Here is an 18,014-nt window from a genome sequence, read left to right as displayed (position 1 = left end):
ACCCTGCATTCGGTGGTTCTCTAGCCTCAGTTGAGGTTGATCTTGGTCAGTATATTGTTTTTTAGAATAGCGTATCATAGGCCATCGGCCTCATGCTCAAAGTAACCTAGCTAATTTAGCTTGGGTTTATTAGGGCATGAGTCTGTAATAACCTTGTTTTAATCAAGGGATTTATTTATGATCGCTTCTATTTTGTAGTTTCTTAAAATTAACCTGCTGTAACTGATGTTCTCAATATAGCAAGTGTTGAGAATCATAGTGGAGATAAGTGGATGAGCAATGCGCCTGTAGACAATGGCCGACGTCGCTTTTTAACCATAGCTACCTCTGTTGTTGGTGGTGTTGGTGCGGCTGGGGCTGCTGTTCCTTTTATTGCGTCTTGGAATCCAAGTGAGCGAGCTAAATCTGCAGGTGCGCCTGTAGAAGTAGATATCAGCAAGCTTGAGCCTGGACAATTAATTCGTGTTGAGTGGCGAGGCAAACCTGTATGGGTTGTATCTCGTACGCCTAAGATGCTTGAGCAAATGAAAGCTCATGAAGATATGCTTCGTGATCCAGCATCTGAAGAGCCTCAACAGCTAGATTCAGCGAAAAACCCATATCGTTCTAAGCGTCCAGAAATATTTGTGGCGGTTGGTATCTGTACTCACTTAGGATGTTCACCTGGTTTCTTACAAGGTGGATTTGGTGAGAAAGTAGAAGGCACTGATGATGGTTTCTTCTGCCCATGTCATGGTTCTAAGTTTGATATGGCTGGCCGTGTATTTCAATCGGTTCCAGCACCATTAAACCTTGAGATCCCACCGTATACCTTTATTGATGACACAACCATTTTGGTTGGTGAAGAAGAAGGGGTTGCGTAATGTTTGGTAATATTATCAACTGGATCGATGAACGTATTCCAATGACTCGCGTTTGGAATATGCACATTGCTCAATATCCTGCGCCAAAAAACTTTAACTTTTGGTACCTATTTGGCTCACTTGCCATTTTAGTATTGGTTAACCAAATTATTACTGGTATTTGGTTAACGATGAACTTTGTACCTTCGGCTGAGGGCGCATTTGCTTCAGTTGAATACATCATGCGTGATGTTGAGTACGGCTGGTTACTACGTTATTTGCACTCTACTGGTGCATCTGCATTCTTTATTGTTGTGTACTTGCACATGTTCCGTGGCATGATCTACGGTTCTTACCAAAAACCACGTGAGCTTCTGTGGCTATTTGGTATGTTCATTTTCTTAGCATTAATGGCTGAAGCATTTATGGGTTACTTGTTACCTTGGGGGCAAATGTCTTTTTGGGGTGCTCAGGTAATTATCTCGCTGTTTGGTGCTATCCCAGTGATTGGTGACGATTTAACACTTTGGATCCGTGGTGACTATGTAATCTCAGGCGCAACATTAAACCGCTTCTTTGCATTACACGTTATTGCACTGCCGTTGGTATTAGTCATTCTTGTGTTCTTACACATCGTTGCTCTACACGAAGTGGGTTCAAATAACCCAGATGGTGTTGAAATCAAGCGTAAGAAAGGCACTGTTGCAGAGGAAGATAAGCCAAAATTCAAGTTCCATGAATATTATACAAGCAAAAAAGATATCGTGGATGCTATTCCATTCCACCCTTACTACACAGTAAAAGATGTGTTAGGTGTGGCTGGTTTCTTAATTTTGTTCTGCTGGGTTGTATTCTTTGTTCCTGAGATGAATGGTTTCTTCTTAGAAGCGCCTAACTTTGAAGCCGCTAACCCACTGAAAACGCCAGAGCATATTTTCCCTGTATGGTACTTTACGCCGTTCTACGCAATCTTACGTGCTATTCCTAATAAGCTATTAGGTGTCGTGGCAATGGGCGCATCAATCGTTGTACTAGCTCTGCTACCTTGGATTGACCGTGGTAAAGTGAAGTCTATTCGTTATCGCTGTGGCTTCCACAAAATTAACATTGCACAGTTTGTTGTGACGTTTGTTATTCTTGGCTGGATTGGTGCTACACCACAAACAGACTTCAAGACATTGTTGTCGCAAATTACTACCGTGACATACTTCATGTTCTTCGTATTACTGTTTGTGTACTCGAAGAATGAAAAGACAAAACCATTGCCAACGAGGTTGACGAAATGATGAAAAAGCTAATTATCGGTTTATTCGCATTGTTGCCAACGTTTGCTATGGCAGCGGGTCCATCAGTACCACTGATGGAAGCGGGCAATGATTTAACAGACAAGGCGTCATTGCAACGTGGTGCTAAGTTGTTTATGAATTACTGTCTTGGTTGTCACCAAATGCAGTATCAGCGTTATGAGCGTACTTTTAGAGATATCGGTATTCCAACTGATATCGGTCAGCAGCAATTGATTTTTGACGGCTCAAAAGTGGGTAGTCATATCAAGAACTCAATCAAAAAAGAAGACGCGGCTAAGTGGTTTGGTGCTGCGCCACCGGATCTAACTTTGGTTGCACGTGTTCGTGGTACTGATTGGATTTATACTTATCTTAAATCTTTCTACAAAGATGAGTCTCGTCCATTTGGTGTAAATAACATCATCTTCCCTTCAGTGGGGATGCCACACGTATTACAAGAGTTACAAGGTTTACCAACGCCAATTACTGAACAAGTAGATGAGCATGGCCATACCGTAACTAAAGTAGTAGGCACTCAAACTGATGGTTCTGGTGAGCTAAGTACTGATGAATATGATCAAGCAGCGCGTGATATAACCAATTTCTTGGCATATGTAGGTGAGCCTTCTCGTCTAGAGTCAGAAGCGATTGGTTATAAAGTACTAGGATTTTTAGTTATTCTATTTATCCTTGCGTTCTTCTTGAAGAAAGAATACTGGAGAGATGTCCACTAAGTTGGTCATATCTAAGGTGATTTTTGTAATAGGGGCTTTAGCCCCTATTGCTGTTTAAAGTGATTTATTACTTTTTGTAATTATTAATGGAGGTAGGCATGGCCGTTGCTGCCAATAAGCGCCCTGTAATGACTCTTTTCTCTGGTGCAAACTGCATGTATAGCCACCAAGTGCGTATTGTACTGGCTGAGAAAGGGGTAAGTGTTGATATTCACCTAGCAGAGAAGGATAACCTGCCAGAGGCTCTACATGAGATAAACCCTTATGGTACGGTCCCTACTTTAATTGACCGTGAGTTGGGTTTATACCAAGCGGACATTATCAATGAGTACCTTGATGAGCGTTTTCCACATCCACCTTTAATGCCTGTCTACCCAGTAATGCGCGGCCGTAGTCGTCTTATGATGCACCGAATTGATACTGACTGGTACAGCCTAGCAGCTAAAATTATGGATGGTGGTGCTGAAGAAGCGCAAGCACGTAAGGAGTTAACAGAGGCTCTTTTAGCGGTTGCGGCAATTTTCAATGAAGCGCCTTATTTCATGAGCGAAGAATTCAGTTTGGTTGATTGCTATTTAGCACCACTACTTTGGCGTTTACCGCAATTCGGTATTGAGCTCAGTGGCGCTGGTGCGAAAGAGTTGAAAGACTATATGTTACGTTTATTTGAACGTGACTCTTTCCAAGCTTCATTGACTGAAGCAGAGCGTGAGATCAGAGCATAATGACTCCAAATCGCCCATATTTACTGAGAGCCTTTTTTGATTGGATCATTGATAACGAATGTACACCACATCTTGTTGTTAATGCTGAGTATCCAGCTGTTCAAGTGCCTACACAGTTTGTACAAGATGGGCAGATTGTGTTGAATATCAGCCCATCAGCCGTCACGCAATTTGCAATGGATAATCATCAATTGAGCTTTAATGCTCGCTTTGGTGGTCAGCCTATGCAAGTGTATGTGCCTATTGCTGCGGTATTGGCTATCTATGCACGTGAAAATGGTGAAGGAACCGTCTTTACGCAAGAGGAGTTTCCTGATGATGAGGATGTTCAAGAAACGCGTGAAACACAATCAGCAGAGTCAGAAAAAGCTGAACCTGAAAAGCCAAAAGGATCACACCTTAGAGTGATCAAGTAATGCGCTGCATTACTTCTGAAATAAAAAAACCTGCTCCTAGCAGGTTTTTTTATGTGTGATATAAATTAACACTACAAATATTCGAAAGCTTTTACAACTCGAGCTACACCATTGATATGGCGAGCAATTTCGACTGCTCTATTGGCTTCTTCTTGGCTTACTAGGCCCATCAAAAATACTTCGCTATTCTCAGTAACCACTTTTATATTATTGCCACTGACATCATCTGCGGCGAGTAGTTTGGTTTTTACTTTTGAGGTTAGCCAAACATCATAAGTTTGCGTTGCCACGCCGATGTTGCTGCTAATTCTCAATTGATTATGAATTTGACGAATAGCCGCAATACCCTGTAGTGCTTTTTGCGCTTGCTCTTTCATCTCTATATTGGCGACTTGCCCAACCATTAAAACAACACCGTTGACACTAATTAGGCTGATATTGGCATGTTCTTTTAAGCGCTCAATATTTCGAATTGCAATCATTCCCTTGATTTCTATATTGTTATCATCAAGCTGAGAGCCTATTGTGCGACGATCGTCTGCCGCAGAAATAGCACCTGCAGTGCCAGCGACGACTGCCGCTGCACAACCTTGTAACAGCGCAAGACTCAATAGCAGCGCGATAGGTTTTACCAACATTGTTACTGCTCTCCTTGTGGGAATAAAGCATTGTCAATCAACTGACTAAGGCAGTGTATAATGAACAAGTGAGACTCGACTATGCGGCTAGGGCGTTTACTAGGTACACGGATCTCTACATCACTGGGGCCTAATAGCCCAGTTAATTCACCGCCGTCATCTCCAACCAGCGCGATGACTTTCATATCTTTTGTCAGTGCAGCCTCAGCTGCACTGACAATGTCTTTCTCATTGCCGTTAACGGCAATGACTAACAGTAAATCGCCTTGCTGAGCAAATGCTCTTACTTGTCTTGAAAAGCGATCTGCATCATCAGAGGTTGTAGACTGTCCTAAGTGAACTGAGGTTTGTGCGAGTGCGACTGCGGGTAAACAAGGACGCTCAGTTTCGTAAAAATTGACCAGTAATCCGGCCATATGTTCAGCAAGCATATGGCAGTTATCTGCGCCGCAGCACAACAGTTTGTTGCCGTTTATTAACCCTTGCACAATTGTGAATGCTGCTGATTCCAGTGCATCGGGTAGTACTTCCCCGGCTGCAATTTGTGCCTGAATACTTTCAGTAAAAATGCTTTTAATAGATTCTTGCATACTAAAAAACGCTCTTAATCCATTGTATATTAGGAGGGTTTTTGCCCTCAATCGCAATAAAGTCTACGCGCACTGGTACATTATGCAACTGTTGTGCGCCCAAGTAGTGATAAATGCTACGTATTAGCTTTTGTTGTTTTGCGTGACCGAGTGCTGCCAGTGCACCACCAAAGCGGTTTGACTGTCGATATTTCACTTCTATGAAGACCCAACAGTTACTATCACGCATGATCAAATCTATTTCACCGTACGGGCAATAATAATTGCTCTGTACATACTCTAGCCCTTGTTTTTGCAAATATGATTTGGCTAGGCGTTCGTAATGCTCACCTTTATCTCTGGTGTTTTTGAATAATCCTTTAAACATTGGCATCCTGCCTTAGTTCAGAACTTGCTCGTCTGTCTTTTGTGTCTGGCGCATATAAAGTGGGGCAGGTGGGGTTTCATCAAGCTTCACTAAACGGACCTTGTTCTGCCTGTATTGCGCCCAGCTTAAAGTCCTGGTAAGGATGTTATCGCGCTTTATACTAATTTGTCCTGTTAAACCAGAAAACTCTTTACCGGGTATATGTGCGAGTTGTTTTATCTGTGGGATCAAATTTAGAGAATCGTATGCCATTGCAAATAGTCGCTGCTCTATATCAGCTTGCTCAGGCCACAGTGTTAAATACTTTTCTCGTAAGCCGTTTTGTTGTACGGCCCCAGGCAGCATCCACGGCTGCTCTGTAAAATATAAGCCTTCTAAATCACCTTTGTCTGTGGAGTCTATGCGTCGACTGTAGCTTTTAGATGTCGCATATAAAGGGATGCGCTCAGCAAAAGTGCTTACATTAACATCCAAGTAAGGTTTTAGTAGTCGAGTTTCAATCGTGTCACCCAAAATATAGATCACATCTATGTCTCCACGGGAGCGGGTTTCGCTTTCAACTTCTTGGCGGAATAAAGATTTTATTGTTTTAATACGTTGCTTTGATTCATCAACTTCGAGCAAATTCGCTACGACTTTAGCCATATTTTTGCTGTCGGTATAAAAACCTACTTCTGGTTGAGCCTCACTGAATCTTTGCCATTGCTGTTGAAAATGATTGATGAGTCGGTGCCCAGAGTTATTATCTGGGGCCAATAGCATAGGCTTTTGATATTCTTTTGCCAAGAAGTGAACCAAGGCTTGTTCAACCTCATGCTCAGGGTTGAGGGCAAAGTAATAATGCTGTGTATTAAGATTAAGTTGGCTCGGAGTATTTAAATATATCGTTGGTAAAGCAGAGAGTACGTCACTCGCAGCAAGTTTATCAATATTATTTTTCAGCAATGGACCAATCACAAAATCGATTTGATGACGCACAATCGCTTGTTCAATTTCTTGGGGGCTTTGAGCTTCATCGATAAAGAAAACCTCATCGATACTTTGTTTGTCCAAAGCGGCTAAAAAGCCGTTTTTTAGGGCAATGCCAAACCGCTCACTGCTCCCTGATTGCGGCAGTAAAATTGCTAATCGTTTCGTATCATAGGGTACTAAGTTCACTGATGTTGCCACTTCTTTGGGTAATAAGTAGCTAGCAGGATGACTTACAAAACGACGTTGCCAGTTATTGAGAGCCTGATGAAGTTGTACACCAGCACCAAGATAAACAAGTTGATATTTAGCAAGCTTCACCCAACCTTGTTGAATAACAGTGCCGGTATCTAGCTTTTCCAAAGCATAAGACGATAGTTGCTGAAGCGCCTGCCAGATATCATCATTAAGATTAGCAATGGTGACGTTGCTTTGAGTACTTATATTGGCGGCATTAAAAAAGTAGCTGAGCGCTTGATTAGGTAGTCCTTCTGAGGCGTAAATACTGCCAGTTAAATATTGATGCCAAGCTTTGTGTTCAGGCAAAGAAAGTTGATCTTCAAGTGAATTAAGAATTGCCAAGGCTGCACTAGCACGTTGCTGATTTTTGCGTGCCAACGCGATATATAATTTATTTTGGACGTGATCAACACTGACCTTACTCTCTAAGGCGAAACAAATTTGTTCAAGAAGTTGCCACTCTTTGCTACTAATCGCCGCATCTCTTGCATAATAAAGTAACTGGATTCTATCCACGCCGGACTTAGATTGGGCTTTTTCAAACAAGGCAAGCGCATCAGAATAATCTAAAGTGTGCTTGGATTGCTTATTTTGTGGCTTGGAGTTAGCTGTTGGTACTTTTTCAGTTGTACTACAGGCTGATAACCCCGACAATATAGCGATTACAAGACTAATTATTTTCAGTCGCACAACAACGCCCTAGTTGATTTATTTTCTAGGGGCTATCTTACTGACTGAACTGGGAGAGCTCAATGATAAAAGCACAGAACACAGATAAAATAGGCACCCTTTATGTGGTAGCCACGCCAATTGGCAATCTTGCCGACATCAGCGAGCGAGCTCTAACAACGTTATCCAATGTCGACTTAATCGCAGCTGAAGATACACGACATACTGGTAAATTACTGAGCCACTTTAACATCAAAGCTAAAACCTTTGCCTTGCATGATCACAATGAAAAACAAAAAGCGCAGCAAGTTGTTGATTGGCTCAATGAGGGGTTAGATATCGCTTTGGTATCGGATGCGGGGACGCCTTTAATTAGTGACCCAGGCTATGCCGTTGTAAACCTCTGCCGCGAACAAGGCGCTCATGTCACGCCAGTACCCGGGGCTTGTGCCGCGATTACCGCGCTTTGTTGTTCTGGCTTGCCAACGGATCGTTTTCAATTTGTTGGTTTTACCCCAGCAAAGAGCCAAGCTAGACAGCAGTTTTTTGTAGCTGCATATGAAAGTGGTATCACCAGTATTATGTATGAGAGTACGCACCGAATAATGGCGAGCCTTAACGATTTGCAAACCGCGCTAGGTGAGGAGCAACAAGTTGTGTTTGCCAAAGAACTCACTAAAACATACGAAACATTTTTTAGTGGTACAGTAGCGAAATTGATCGAGTTTTTGACAGGAGAGCCGGAAAAACAACGAGGCGAACTCGTACTGATGCTACCAGGTAAACCAAAGCAACAAGAAGAAATCCCAGCGGATGCTAAACGTATGTTGTCGTTACTTGAAAGTGAGATGCCTTTGAAAAAAGCCTGTGGCGTTGTTGCGGACTACTTTAACTTAAAGAAAAACGCCTTGTATAAAGCGGCGATTGCCGAAAAAGACGCGTAAAAAGCGTGAGCTTTTGATGATAATCCTGTATTATCCCGCCCCTGAGTCAGCCGAGATAATCGCTGCCTGCAACGAAAATGCGCAGGGGGAGGAAAGTCCGGGCTCCACAGGGCAGGGTGCCAGCTAACGGCTGGGGGGCGCGAGCCTACGACAAGTGCAGCAGAGAGGAGACCGCCAACTTCGGTTGGTAAGGGTGAAAGGGTGCGGTAAGAGCGCACCGGGCCACTGGTAACAGTTGGTTGCAAGGTAAACTCCACCCGGAGCAAGACCAAATAGGGTTCCTTATGGCGTGGCCCACGTTGGAACCGGGTAGGTTGCTTGAGCCATAGAGCAATTTATGGCCTAGACGAATGATTATCCACGACAGAACCCGGCTTATTGGCTGACTCAGAAATTTTAGTAGCCGCTTGATTTGCTTATGTAAGTCAAGCGGTTTTCTAAACCATCAAACCATCAATCTGCAAAACAACATATCATTGGTACATAGCGGCAATATTTTGCTAATTACTTGGATAAATATCCTGTCGTTGTAACTGACTGCAATTTTCTAACTAAACTTACAGAAATTACGTGGATTTTTTATCCGTAAATGAATGTGAGTGAAACCAATGCCAACAATTACATTTTATGGTGCTGCACAAGAAGTAACGGGGTCATGTCATTTGATTAGTTCCTCTTCTTTGGGTGATGTGCTGCTTGATTGCGGTATGCACCAAGGTATGAGAGCAAAACACCTGATCTCCAAAGAGCAATTTTCTTTTAACCCCGCCAGTATCGACATGGTTATTTTATCTCATGCACACTTAGATCACAGCGGCAGGTTGCCTTGTTTGGTGCATGAAGGGTTTGTTGGCCCAATTTATTGTACAGAGGCGACTGCGCAGTTATTACCGATTATGTTGTTCGATGCTTTGAGCTTGTATGAAAATGATTTAAGAAGAGAAAATCGCAAACGCTCACGTAAGGGGCTCGCTGATATTAGCGCTCAGTACAATAAAGAAGATGTATTAAACGTTTTAGAGTGCCTTAAGCCATTTCCATACAAACAACAGGTAGATATTGGCAACGGTGCTTTGGTACGTTTTTATGATGCGGGGCACATACTTGGTTCTGCCATCGTTGAACTTACATTGGATGATCATGGAAAACAGAAAAAGTTAGTTTTCTCTGGTGATCTGGGTAATACCGACACGTTACTGATGAACGATCCTGTACATTTGGATACTGCAGACATTGTGCTGATGGAAGGGACCTATGGGGATCGTGAGCACAAAACTTTGGGAGATACGCAAAAGCAACTGCAAGAAATCCTGAGTAATGCCTTTGCAAGGGGAGGTAATGTGATGATCCCTGCCTTTGCGGTGGGGCGTACGCAAGAGTTGTTACTCTATTTAGGAAAACTACAGCAAGCAGGGTTGCTTGATAATTGGCAAATTTTTCTCGATAGCCCAATGGCCATTGAGGTCACTTCAGTTTATGACCAATGGTTACCCAACTTAGACTGCGAGGGAATAAAAACCTTGTGTACAGGTGAGCAAACACTGTTAAAGAACTTTCTTTCTACGTTGCATTTGATGGTTGATGCAGAGGACTCTATGGCTATTAACAAAATCAGTAAAGGTGCGTTGATCATCGCCGGTAGTGGCATGTGTACAGGAGGACGGATCACACATCATTTTAAGCATCGTATTTGGGATAGCCGTAACACCGTCATTTTTGTTGGCTATCAGGCTAATGGTACGCTTGGCAGAATATTGGTCGATGGCGCGCGGCATGTGAAATTATTTGGTGAAGATATTATTGTCAAAGCAAATATCGAAACATTAAATGGCTTTTCAGCGCATGCGGGGCAAGCAGCATTAATAGAATGGGTTAGCCACTTTAAAACAAACCCTAAAGTGGTATTAGTTCATGGCGAGCCAGATGCTTTAGAAGCACTTGCCTGCAAGCTTGAACAAATGCATAACATACAAGCAGATATTCCAATTTTAGGTGACATGATTGAGTTTTAAAGGAGCACAATCGTTAGCGATCTTTCTGCTGTGATGGAGTTTATACTTTGTTACAAAGTGGTTAAAACTTTGGTGTTGTCTTTGTGTGATAATGTATTTGTGAAATTCACTATTTATTTACTTTTTTCACCACTATCTTTGCGGTACGCTTTTATATATTGCTAGGATTTCTTGTAAGTGCTTAAAATTAGACATATTTTATTCTGGCACGATAGTTGATTAGGAGTAACTATCTGTTGAAATATAAATCGGTAAAGGATATATCATGGGTAAGAAAAAAATCTCAGTTTTAGCAACATTTTTGGGGAGCACGCTTATGTGTTTTGCTGCAGCAGCATCTAATGTTGACGTGGATCCGATTGATCAGTTAATTAAAACGAAGATGCAGCAGAAGCATATACCAGGTCTGCAGTTGGCTGTTGTTAAAAATGGTGAGCTGGTAAAGCAAGGCAGTTATGGCTTTGCAGACTTACAGCACAAAGTTGCGGTGACAAAAGACACGTTATTTCCTATTAACTCTATGACCAAAGCTTTCACTGGTGTCGCAGTTTTGCAACTTGCAGAACAAGGATATATTCGTGTAGACGATGAAATAGGTAAACATTTACCAGACCTACCAAGCGCTTGGAAGTCATTAAGAATTAATCAGTTGATGGGACATAGCACAGGGCTGCCTAGAATCCTCTCTTCATACGAAACGGTAGACACCATTGTTCCAAGAGATGCTGAAGCATCATGGGAAGAGGTGAAAAAGCGCCCTTTGCAGTTTACGCCGAATTCCCGCTTTCGCTACAATCAAACAGGCTATGTGATATTAGGTAAGCTTATAGATAAGTACGTGCCAGAAGGATTTACGAGCTATATTACCAAGAAGCAGTTTAACCCTGTGGGAATGACGCAAACAGCGCAGGCAGGGTTTGATTATTTAGAATTGGTGGTACCTCATCAAGCCCGTCAATATATCCATGTAGGTGATGGTAAATATAAAAACTTTTATGGTGAGTTTCCCTATATGCTCAGAACTGCGGCAGGAATGAGTTCAACAGCAGAAGAGCTAGCTAAGTACATCGTGTCATTGCAACAAGGCAAGCTTGTAAAAGACTTAGATACCCTTTGGACACCAGTTAGGCTAAATAATGGGCGTACCGAAGGATTTAATAATTTTGAAAATGGCTACGCACTAGGTTGGCAAGTTATTCAACGCAAATATCACCCCGCTGTTAGTGCCAGTGGTGCCAATGCGGTTACGCTTATTACCTACCCTAAAGATAATGTGTCAATTGTTGTATTAACCAATTTGTTAGGGGGGCTACCAATAGAGTTTGTTGATGATATCGCGGCTCACTATATTCCTGATTTTAATAGCGAAATCAAACAAAAATCCTATCATCCAATGGCTTATTTAAAGCAATTAACTAATAAACAGGGCTTTGAAAACTTTTCTGCCACTTTTGCGCAAGCTCAAGCTGATACTGGTGTGATGTATGATCTAGAGATAGTGACTGAATGGGGCGAGCAATTAGTCAAAGAAGGTAAAGTTCAACAAGGGATTGCAATATTTAAATTTGCACTGTCGATGAACGATGAGCAAACATATTATTTGAGCGCTCTGGCTGAAGCGTATGAGGCAACTGAGCAGTACCAATTAGCCCTTAAATATTATCAGCGAATGTTGGAAGTAGACCCTTATAATCAGTATGCCAGCGATAAAGTTGACTCTATAAACAAGTATTTATAAATCACCGAGTATGTAATCGAGTGCGTGTTATTCATTGCTCAAGTAATTAAATTTGTATTGGGTAATAAATGGCTTGGCAAATATGCCAAGCCATTTATCTAGCGAAGTTATTTTTGCTGATTAAGCTGTGTTAACTTATCCCCAACTGGTTTTGAGAAGTTGTAGCCGTCGTACTTATCCCAGTTAATCGACCAAGTCATTACCCCGCCAAAGTTAGGGTATTGTTTGCTTGGCACGATTGACGAGCAGTTAGTACCTTTGACTAAGCAATCAAGTGCGGCAGTGATGTTACCAATAGGTGCTTGCCCTGAGTTGGCTGACTTCGGTCCTGATGGCAAACCTATCGCGACTTGGTCATCACGCAGTGGCATAAAGCGCGAACCATCAGCAAGGTCAAACCCTTCAACCAGCATTTTCGCGTGGGCTACCATCATGTTCACTGAGCCTTCAGGGGCACTACCTGGCTCATATGGATTAGGTAAACCGCCATTGTTATAAAGCTGAACGTGAAGTAAATCTAAGGTATCCCTAAGCTCATTAATTAGTGGAATATACGCGCCCCAAATACCAGAGTAGGCAATCATACCACCATGCACATATGGATGTTCAGGGGCCATAGTGAGCACCATATCACCTCCAATATTTTGTTCAATTTGCTTTAGTGCGCGCGGTAAACGGGCTTGAATTTGCGAGCCATGTACCAAATTTGAACCACTTTCGAGGTCAATATCCAACCCATCGAAGCCCCATTCATTGATAATATCCGTCAGGCTCGATACAAAGTTAGCTTCATCAGTATCGGTATTAAGAGTGATAGTGCCCTCAGCGCCACCTAAGCTCAGTACAAATACTTTACCTTGCGCCTGTAGGTTTTTCATATCTTGCTTAAATTGCACTGGGTCAACCGCTGGACAATTTGAGTGAATGTCTTTTTCAAACAAATTAAAGTGCACTGTGCCATTAGAGTTTCTATCGTTATCGGCAAACGCGATATCGATTATATCCCATGCATCAGAGATTTGATTTAAAGGAATGGGGCAGCCAGCTGGATTAACAAAGTTATGCCAATAGCCGATCAGTTTATGGGTTTTGCCAAGTGGTTTATCTATCACTTTTAAACTGACCCCGTCACTTTGTGCCTCATTGCCTAGGTTATCTTTCGCTGTTGCAGTGATGGTTTTCATGCCAAGGCTTGCAGGCGTGTAAGTTGTTGAATAAGGGGCGCTAGTGTCAGTTGCAATTACAACCCCATCAATTGAAAAACTAACTTGTGTGACTTGTCCCTGTAAAGCGGATGCTTCAGCTGCAATTTGCACAGAATTACCTAAAGTGATCTGTGTACCTGCACTTGGTGATGTTATTGATGCAACCAGTGGTTTATCGGTCACGGTAACCATCTGCGCACTGTTACCCGTGTTTCCTTCGTTGTCTGTTGCTACTGCTTTTAGTGCGATAGCACCGAGTTGCTGAGCTTGCCATGTGACTGAATATGGCGCTTGTGTGAGGCTTGCCAGTAACGTGTCATTGGCATATAGGTCAACTTGAGATATTTGTCCGTCGGCGTCTTGTGCCTGTACAGTGACATCGTATTGGTTGCCTTTGAGAAGGGTACTATTTGGTGCCGGTGATACAAAGCTCACTTGTGGGGCAATGGCACAAATACCTTGGTCAGTCCAAGCGTCTTGCCAGTATTGCCCAACGCCCGGTTCATATGCCCAAAGCGCACTAGAGCTGCACCAAGGGCCAATGTCACAGTGATATTTATGATTGTTGTGAGATACCAAATCACCAGCGCTATAATTGCCTGAGGCCTGATATGCAGGAATATTGGCACATCCCCCTGAACTTGGCTCTGTTACATCAACCTCAACAAGTGCGACGGCTACAGCGGCTTTGTCGTCGGTTGCAATGGCTTTTAGCTGGTGCTTACCGATGGTTGCAAGCCAATCATACTCATAAGGCGACACTGTGTCGGTTGCAAGTTTTGTGTTGTTAAGCCAGAACTCGACAGATTTTATTTCACCATCACGGTCCTTTGCGTCAGCGCTAATACGCACTGTCTCTCCTTTTTTAAACTGCGCATTATTTGCTGGGCTTAGTAACTCGACAGTCGGTGGTAAGTTTTCTATACCATCGAGCACAGTCAGCTGCACAAGTGCGCTGGTTTTAGTTGCACCTTTATCATCTGTTGCTACCGCACTGACAACGTATTGTCCTGCAACTGTTTGCCACGTTACTTTATAAGGAGCCTGGCTTGCAGCGCCGATAGACTGCGAATCTAAGAAAAATTCAACTTGTGTTACCTGCCCATCAGGGTCTGACGCATTCGCACTAAAAACAGCGCTGTCATTTACAGGCAAAACAGAACCATCAGCAGGGCTGGTAAGTGCCACATTCGGTGCTTGGTTACCACCACATTGCCCGAGGTTTTTCCAGACAGAATAAGGTGCAGAATTGTCAGCGGGTGATTGATTAAGTGTCCACCACTGTGCTTCAAAGGCTGCATTTTGCTGTGTGACTAAATCACCTTTGGTGTAAACCAAAGAGTTTGACCAAGTGGATAGCCCTTGGCAGTCATATGCCAAAGCACTCAGCGGTAATGTTGCCAGGCCTAACAAGGCGTGGGGCAGTATTATTCGTGTAGATAGCTTCATGATTATATCCTTTACAGTTGTATTAATTTTGCACAAGGCAAATTCCAGCATATAACCTAGGTACATGTTAGGCAATTGTGTTTTCGTTATAAGTGATCGATATTTGAGCATAATGCTTACGATTAAAGTCATGATAGGGGTTATAGCTGCTATCTGTTATACTACTAATCTTGCTTGATTGCAGATAGCGATAACACGCGTCGAGTGAGTGCAGTTGGCTGAGTAAAATAACACATTGTTTGCTCGGGCTTATGCCACTGTAGATATCCTATCTTTTGTTGATGATAAGCCCCAACACATGAGAGTTTAAATGACATTTTCTGATTTGGGGTTATCTCCCGCTATTGTTAAAACCATCAATGAAAAAGGCTACACTGTTCCGACACCAATTCAAGCAAAAGGGATCCCCGCTGTTTTGAGTGGGCGAGATGTTATGGCTGCCGCACAGACGGGTACTGGTAAAACCGCTGCTTTTACACTCCCCATCATAGAGCAGCTCCTTCAGCATGAACGACCTCGTGCAAATCAAGCGTTGGCTTTGGTTCTTGCGCCCACAAGAGAGTTGGCATTGCAGATTGCCGAAAATGTAGAAGCATATAGCCAAGGTACGCGTCTGCGCAGTGCTGTGGTATATGGCGGCGTGAAAATTAACCCACAAATGATGCAGCTTCGTAAAGGCGTTGATATTCTTATTGCAACGCCGGGCAGATTACTTGATTTGTTCAGCCAAAACGCGGTTAAATTTAATCAACTGCAAACCCTCGTGCTTGATGAAGCTGACCGTATGCTTGATATGGGCTTTATCCACGACATTAAGAAGATCATTAAGCAGCTTCCCAGTAAGCGCCAAAACTTACTGTTTTCGGCAACCTTTTCAGAGCAAATTCAAGCACTCGCTAAAGGCTTAATCATTGATCCGTTAGAAATTTCGGTTTCACCAAAAAATACCGCATCTAAAACAGTAACGCAGTTTGTTTATGGTATTGATAAATCTAAAAAGACCAAACTACTAAGTCATTTGATCCAAAGCAAAAAATGGCAGCAAGTATTGGTGTTTTGTCGCACCAAACACGGTGCTAATCGCTTAGTCACTCAGCTTGAGCGCGATAAGATTTCTGGCGCTGCAATTCATGGAAATAAATCGCAATCAGCGCGGGTTAAAGCGCTCAATGGATTTAAATCTGGTGAGATCTCGGTACTGGTTGCCACGGATATTGTGGCAAGGGGACTGGATATCGCTGAGCTGCCTTATGTAGTCAATTATGACCTGCCGAATGTGTATGAAGACTACGTGCACCGTATTGGCAGAACGGGACGAGCAGGAAGTGATGGAGTTGCGGTATCTTTTGTCACAGTAGATGAAGCTGATGATTTATACGGAATAGAGCGATTTATTGGTGCCTTGATCCCAAGGGCGCAAGAGCCAGGTTTTGAACCACAACACCCTGTCCCAGAGAAGGCATTAGACACGCGCCCAGTTAAACCAAAAAAGCCGAAAAAGCCGAAAGTTCATCAAGAGCATCAAGCTGTGGATCATTCCAAGCGTCAGCAAAACAGCAGCGCTAAAAACGCGAAGCCAAACTCAGCAAATAAAGGTAAACAGCAGCGTGTAAAATCGGCGATTGATAATCCAACGAATGCTAAGCCTAAACGTCGCCGCTTCAAACCAAAGCAAGCTAATGCTCAATAATGTTTGATTGGGCATTGTGTTATTGAACAATTTGACCCATTCTAGAGATATCGACTAAACCGTTGCTAGGCAGCGGTTTTTTTCGCTCTGAAAGGGAATAATATGACTGACTACGCGTTAGCCTGTGTAGGCGTTGCTATTTTTATTTATTCAATTAGTGTACGGCAGATTAAACGTGCAGAACTAACAGGCCCTATCTGGTTTGTATCATTAGGAGCATTGTTGGGCTGGTGGTTTGCAGATGGTTGGCACTTTCAAATTCAAGACAGTGAAATTGTGTTACCAATTATTGAACTAACACTTGCCATTGTGCTGTTCACTGACGCTGCAAAAACGCGCTTGCGAGTATTATTTCATTCATATCAATTACCCTTACTGATGTTGTTGGTTGCGTTGCCAATCACTATGTTGCTTGGCGCACTGCTTGCTCATTGGTTACTGGCACTAAGTTGGCTTTATGCTGCTTTATTAGCGGTTATTATTAGCCCGACTGATGCGGATTTGTGTAAAGGGTTTATCACACAAAAAAAAGCACCTGCAAATTTACGTGAAGCAATCAATATTGAAAGTGGTCTCAACGATGGCTTGTGTATTCCTGTATTTGTGTTTCTGCTAGCGGTCGCTGATGGGCAAGCTCAGTCAAGCTGGCTTGGGTTACTGGGACTATTTTGTAAGGAAGTGGGGATCGCACTGCTAGTTGCCGCTTTGATTACAGCCTTAGCAATCGCTGCAATAAAAGCGGCTCACCGTCGACATTTATTTGCTTTAAATTCGAGCCCATTTCTTTTTATTGGTATTGTCATCGCTATTTTTTCACTGACGGAGTCATTGCACGGCAGCGGGTTTATTGCGGTGTTTGTGAGTGGCTTACTGTTTGATAAATTTTATCAACACAGCTTTAAAGAAAACTTGATCGAAGATAGCGAGCATATAGCTGATTTTGCATCACTGCTTATCTGGGTACTGTTTGGCATGGTGGTGAGTCAAACATTGAACTTCAATGGTAATCTATATGAGTGGTTATATGCGCTTTTAGCTGTGAGCGTGATCCGTATTATTCCTGTTTTATTAAGTTTGATACCCAGTCAGATAGGCCTCGAAGGAAAGCTAACATTAGCTTGGTTTGGTCCTAAGGGACTGGCATCAGTTATACTGACTTTAATGTTATTACAAGCAAATATTGAAGGCACTGAGCTGATCGCTCATGTTGCTGCTTATACTATTTTGCTGAGTGTGTTTTTACATGGGATCAGTACGCGGCCAATCGCGTTGCGTTTTTTTAAAAGAAACAAAGAAGCTAAATAATGATTCTATCGTCACGTTAAATGAAATAATGGTTTTCTAGCTATATAGATTAATGTACTGAAATAACTAAATTAAACCTTATCATCTTCTTTTTTCATAAATAGAGTTTGAACTCAAACTGTCATTTTATTGCAATCAAAAAGTCATGAACCGTCCCTAAACTGTGCCGCAATTTAATCAGTTGCGATTTTGGCA

At 42.6% G+C, this 18,014-nt stretch carries 15 protein-coding genes and 1 other RNA gene; 11 read left to right on the top strand and 5 right to left on the bottom strand.

What is annotated here, in order from left to right:
• Window positions 1–272: 272 nt before the first annotated feature.
• The 5 genes from petA (at window position 273) to HG263_RS15050 (ending at window position 4,003) form a co-directional block, all read left to right on the top strand.
• On the top strand, window positions 273–863 hold the full coding sequence (petA, locus tag HG263_RS15070; protein ID WP_171626910.1) for a ubiquinol-cytochrome c reductase iron-sulfur subunit: 591 nt from the start codon (window positions 273–275) through the stop codon (window positions 861–863).
• The gene (locus HG263_RS15065) at window positions 863–2,128 is read left to right on the top strand and encodes a cytochrome b (protein ID WP_171626909.1); all 1,266 of its coding nucleotides are present in this window, start codon (window positions 863–865) and stop codon (window positions 2,126–2,128) included. The genes petA and HG263_RS15065 overlap by 1 nt, the downstream gene beginning before the upstream one ends.
• Entirely contained in the window at window positions 2,125–2,862 is a 738-nt protein-coding gene (locus HG263_RS15060) for a cytochrome c1 (RefSeq protein ID WP_171626908.1), read from the top strand. The genes HG263_RS15065 and HG263_RS15060 overlap by 4 nt, the downstream gene beginning before the upstream one ends.
• A 98-nt stretch (window positions 2,863–2,960) precedes the next feature.
• Window positions 2,961–3,587 carry a stringent starvation protein SspA gene (gene sspA, locus HG263_RS15055; protein WP_171626907.1) on the top strand — a complete coding sequence of 209 codons (627 nt, stop codon included), beginning with the start codon at window positions 2,961–2,963 and terminating at the stop codon, window positions 3,585–3,587.
• Window positions 3,587–4,003, top strand: a complete 417-nt coding sequence (locus HG263_RS15050) for a ClpXP protease specificity-enhancing factor (protein WP_171626906.1) — start codon at window positions 3,587–3,589, stop codon at window positions 4,001–4,003. Before sspA ends, HG263_RS15050 begins: the two co-directional genes overlap by 1 nt.
• Before the next feature lie 71 nt (window positions 4,004–4,074).
• On the opposite strand, the gene dolP is transcribed toward HG263_RS15050, so the two are convergent.
• The 4 genes from dolP to HG263_RS15030 are packed head-to-tail and all read right to left on the bottom strand — an operon-like array spanning window position 4,075 to window position 7,497.
• Complete coding sequence (gene dolP / locus HG263_RS15045) at window positions 4,075–4,641, bottom strand: division/outer membrane stress-associated lipid-binding lipoprotein (RefSeq protein WP_171626905.1); 567 nt, start codon at window positions 4,639–4,641, stop codon at window positions 4,075–4,077.
• A 2-nt stretch (window positions 4,642–4,643) separates the two neighbouring features.
• Complete coding sequence (locus HG263_RS15040) at window positions 4,644–5,231, bottom strand: SIS domain-containing protein (protein ID WP_171626904.1); 588 nt, start codon at window positions 5,229–5,231, stop codon at window positions 4,644–4,646.
• A gap of 1 nt (window position 5,232) precedes the next feature.
• Complete coding sequence (locus HG263_RS15035; RefSeq protein WP_171626903.1) at window positions 5,233–5,598, bottom strand: YraN family protein; 366 nt, start codon at window positions 5,596–5,598, stop codon at window positions 5,233–5,235.
• Window positions 5,599–5,610: 12 nt separating this feature from the next.
• Window positions 5,611–7,497 carry a penicillin-binding protein activator gene (locus tag HG263_RS15030; RefSeq protein ID WP_171626902.1) on the bottom strand — a complete coding sequence of 629 codons (1,887 nt, stop codon included), beginning with the start codon at window positions 7,495–7,497 and terminating at the stop codon, window positions 5,611–5,613.
• 62 nt (window positions 7,498–7,559) lie between these two features.
• Between HG263_RS15030 and rsmI the strand changes: the two genes are divergently transcribed.
• From rsmI to HG263_RS15010, 4 genes are all read left to right on the top strand, one after another.
• Window positions 7,560–8,420, top strand: a complete 861-nt coding sequence (gene rsmI / locus HG263_RS15025) for a 16S rRNA (cytidine(1402)-2'-O)-methyltransferase (RefSeq protein ID WP_171626901.1) — start codon at window positions 7,560–7,562, stop codon at window positions 8,418–8,420.
• 42 nt (window positions 8,421–8,462) lie between these two features.
• An RNA gene (rnpB, locus tag HG263_RS15020) (RNase P RNA component class A) lies at window positions 8,463–8,814 on the top strand.
• Window positions 8,815–9,028: 214 nt separating this feature from the next.
• Window positions 9,029–10,432 carry an MBL fold metallo-hydrolase RNA specificity domain-containing protein gene (locus tag HG263_RS15015; protein ID WP_171626900.1) on the top strand — a complete coding sequence of 468 codons (1,404 nt, stop codon included), beginning with the start codon at window positions 9,029–9,031 and terminating at the stop codon, window positions 10,430–10,432.
• 265 nt (window positions 10,433–10,697) lie between these two features.
• Window positions 10,698–12,170, top strand: a complete 1,473-nt coding sequence (locus tag HG263_RS15010; RefSeq protein WP_171626899.1) for a serine hydrolase domain-containing protein — start codon at window positions 10,698–10,700, stop codon at window positions 12,168–12,170.
• Between the two features lie 107 nt (window positions 12,171–12,277).
• On the opposite strand, the gene HG263_RS15005 is transcribed toward HG263_RS15010, so the two are convergent.
• Complete coding sequence (locus HG263_RS15005; protein ID WP_171626898.1) at window positions 12,278–14,824, bottom strand: Ig-like domain-containing protein; 2,547 nt, start codon at window positions 14,822–14,824, stop codon at window positions 12,278–12,280.
• A gap of 310 nt (window positions 14,825–15,134) precedes the next feature.
• Here HG263_RS15005 and HG263_RS15000 point away from each other — a divergent pair, with 310 nt between their 5' ends.
• Together HG263_RS15000 and HG263_RS14995 are read left to right on the top strand one after the other, a co-directional pair.
• Window positions 15,135–16,514 (top strand): DEAD/DEAH box helicase, encoded by a 1,380-nt coding sequence (locus HG263_RS15000; RefSeq protein ID WP_171626897.1) that lies wholly within the window; start codon window positions 15,135–15,137, stop codon window positions 16,512–16,514.
• 102 nt (window positions 16,515–16,616) lie between these two features.
• Complete coding sequence (locus HG263_RS14995; RefSeq protein WP_171626896.1) at window positions 16,617–17,819, top strand: cation:proton antiporter; 1,203 nt, start codon at window positions 16,617–16,619, stop codon at window positions 17,817–17,819.
• Window positions 17,820–18,014 lie beyond the last annotated feature (195 nt).

It is taken from the genome of Pseudoalteromonas caenipelagi (assembly GCF_013140855.1).
GTDB classification, from domain to species: domain Bacteria; phylum Pseudomonadota; class Gammaproteobacteria; order Enterobacterales; family Alteromonadaceae; genus Pseudoalteromonas; species Pseudoalteromonas caenipelagi.
This window is presented reverse-complemented; position numbering and strand designations above follow the sequence as displayed.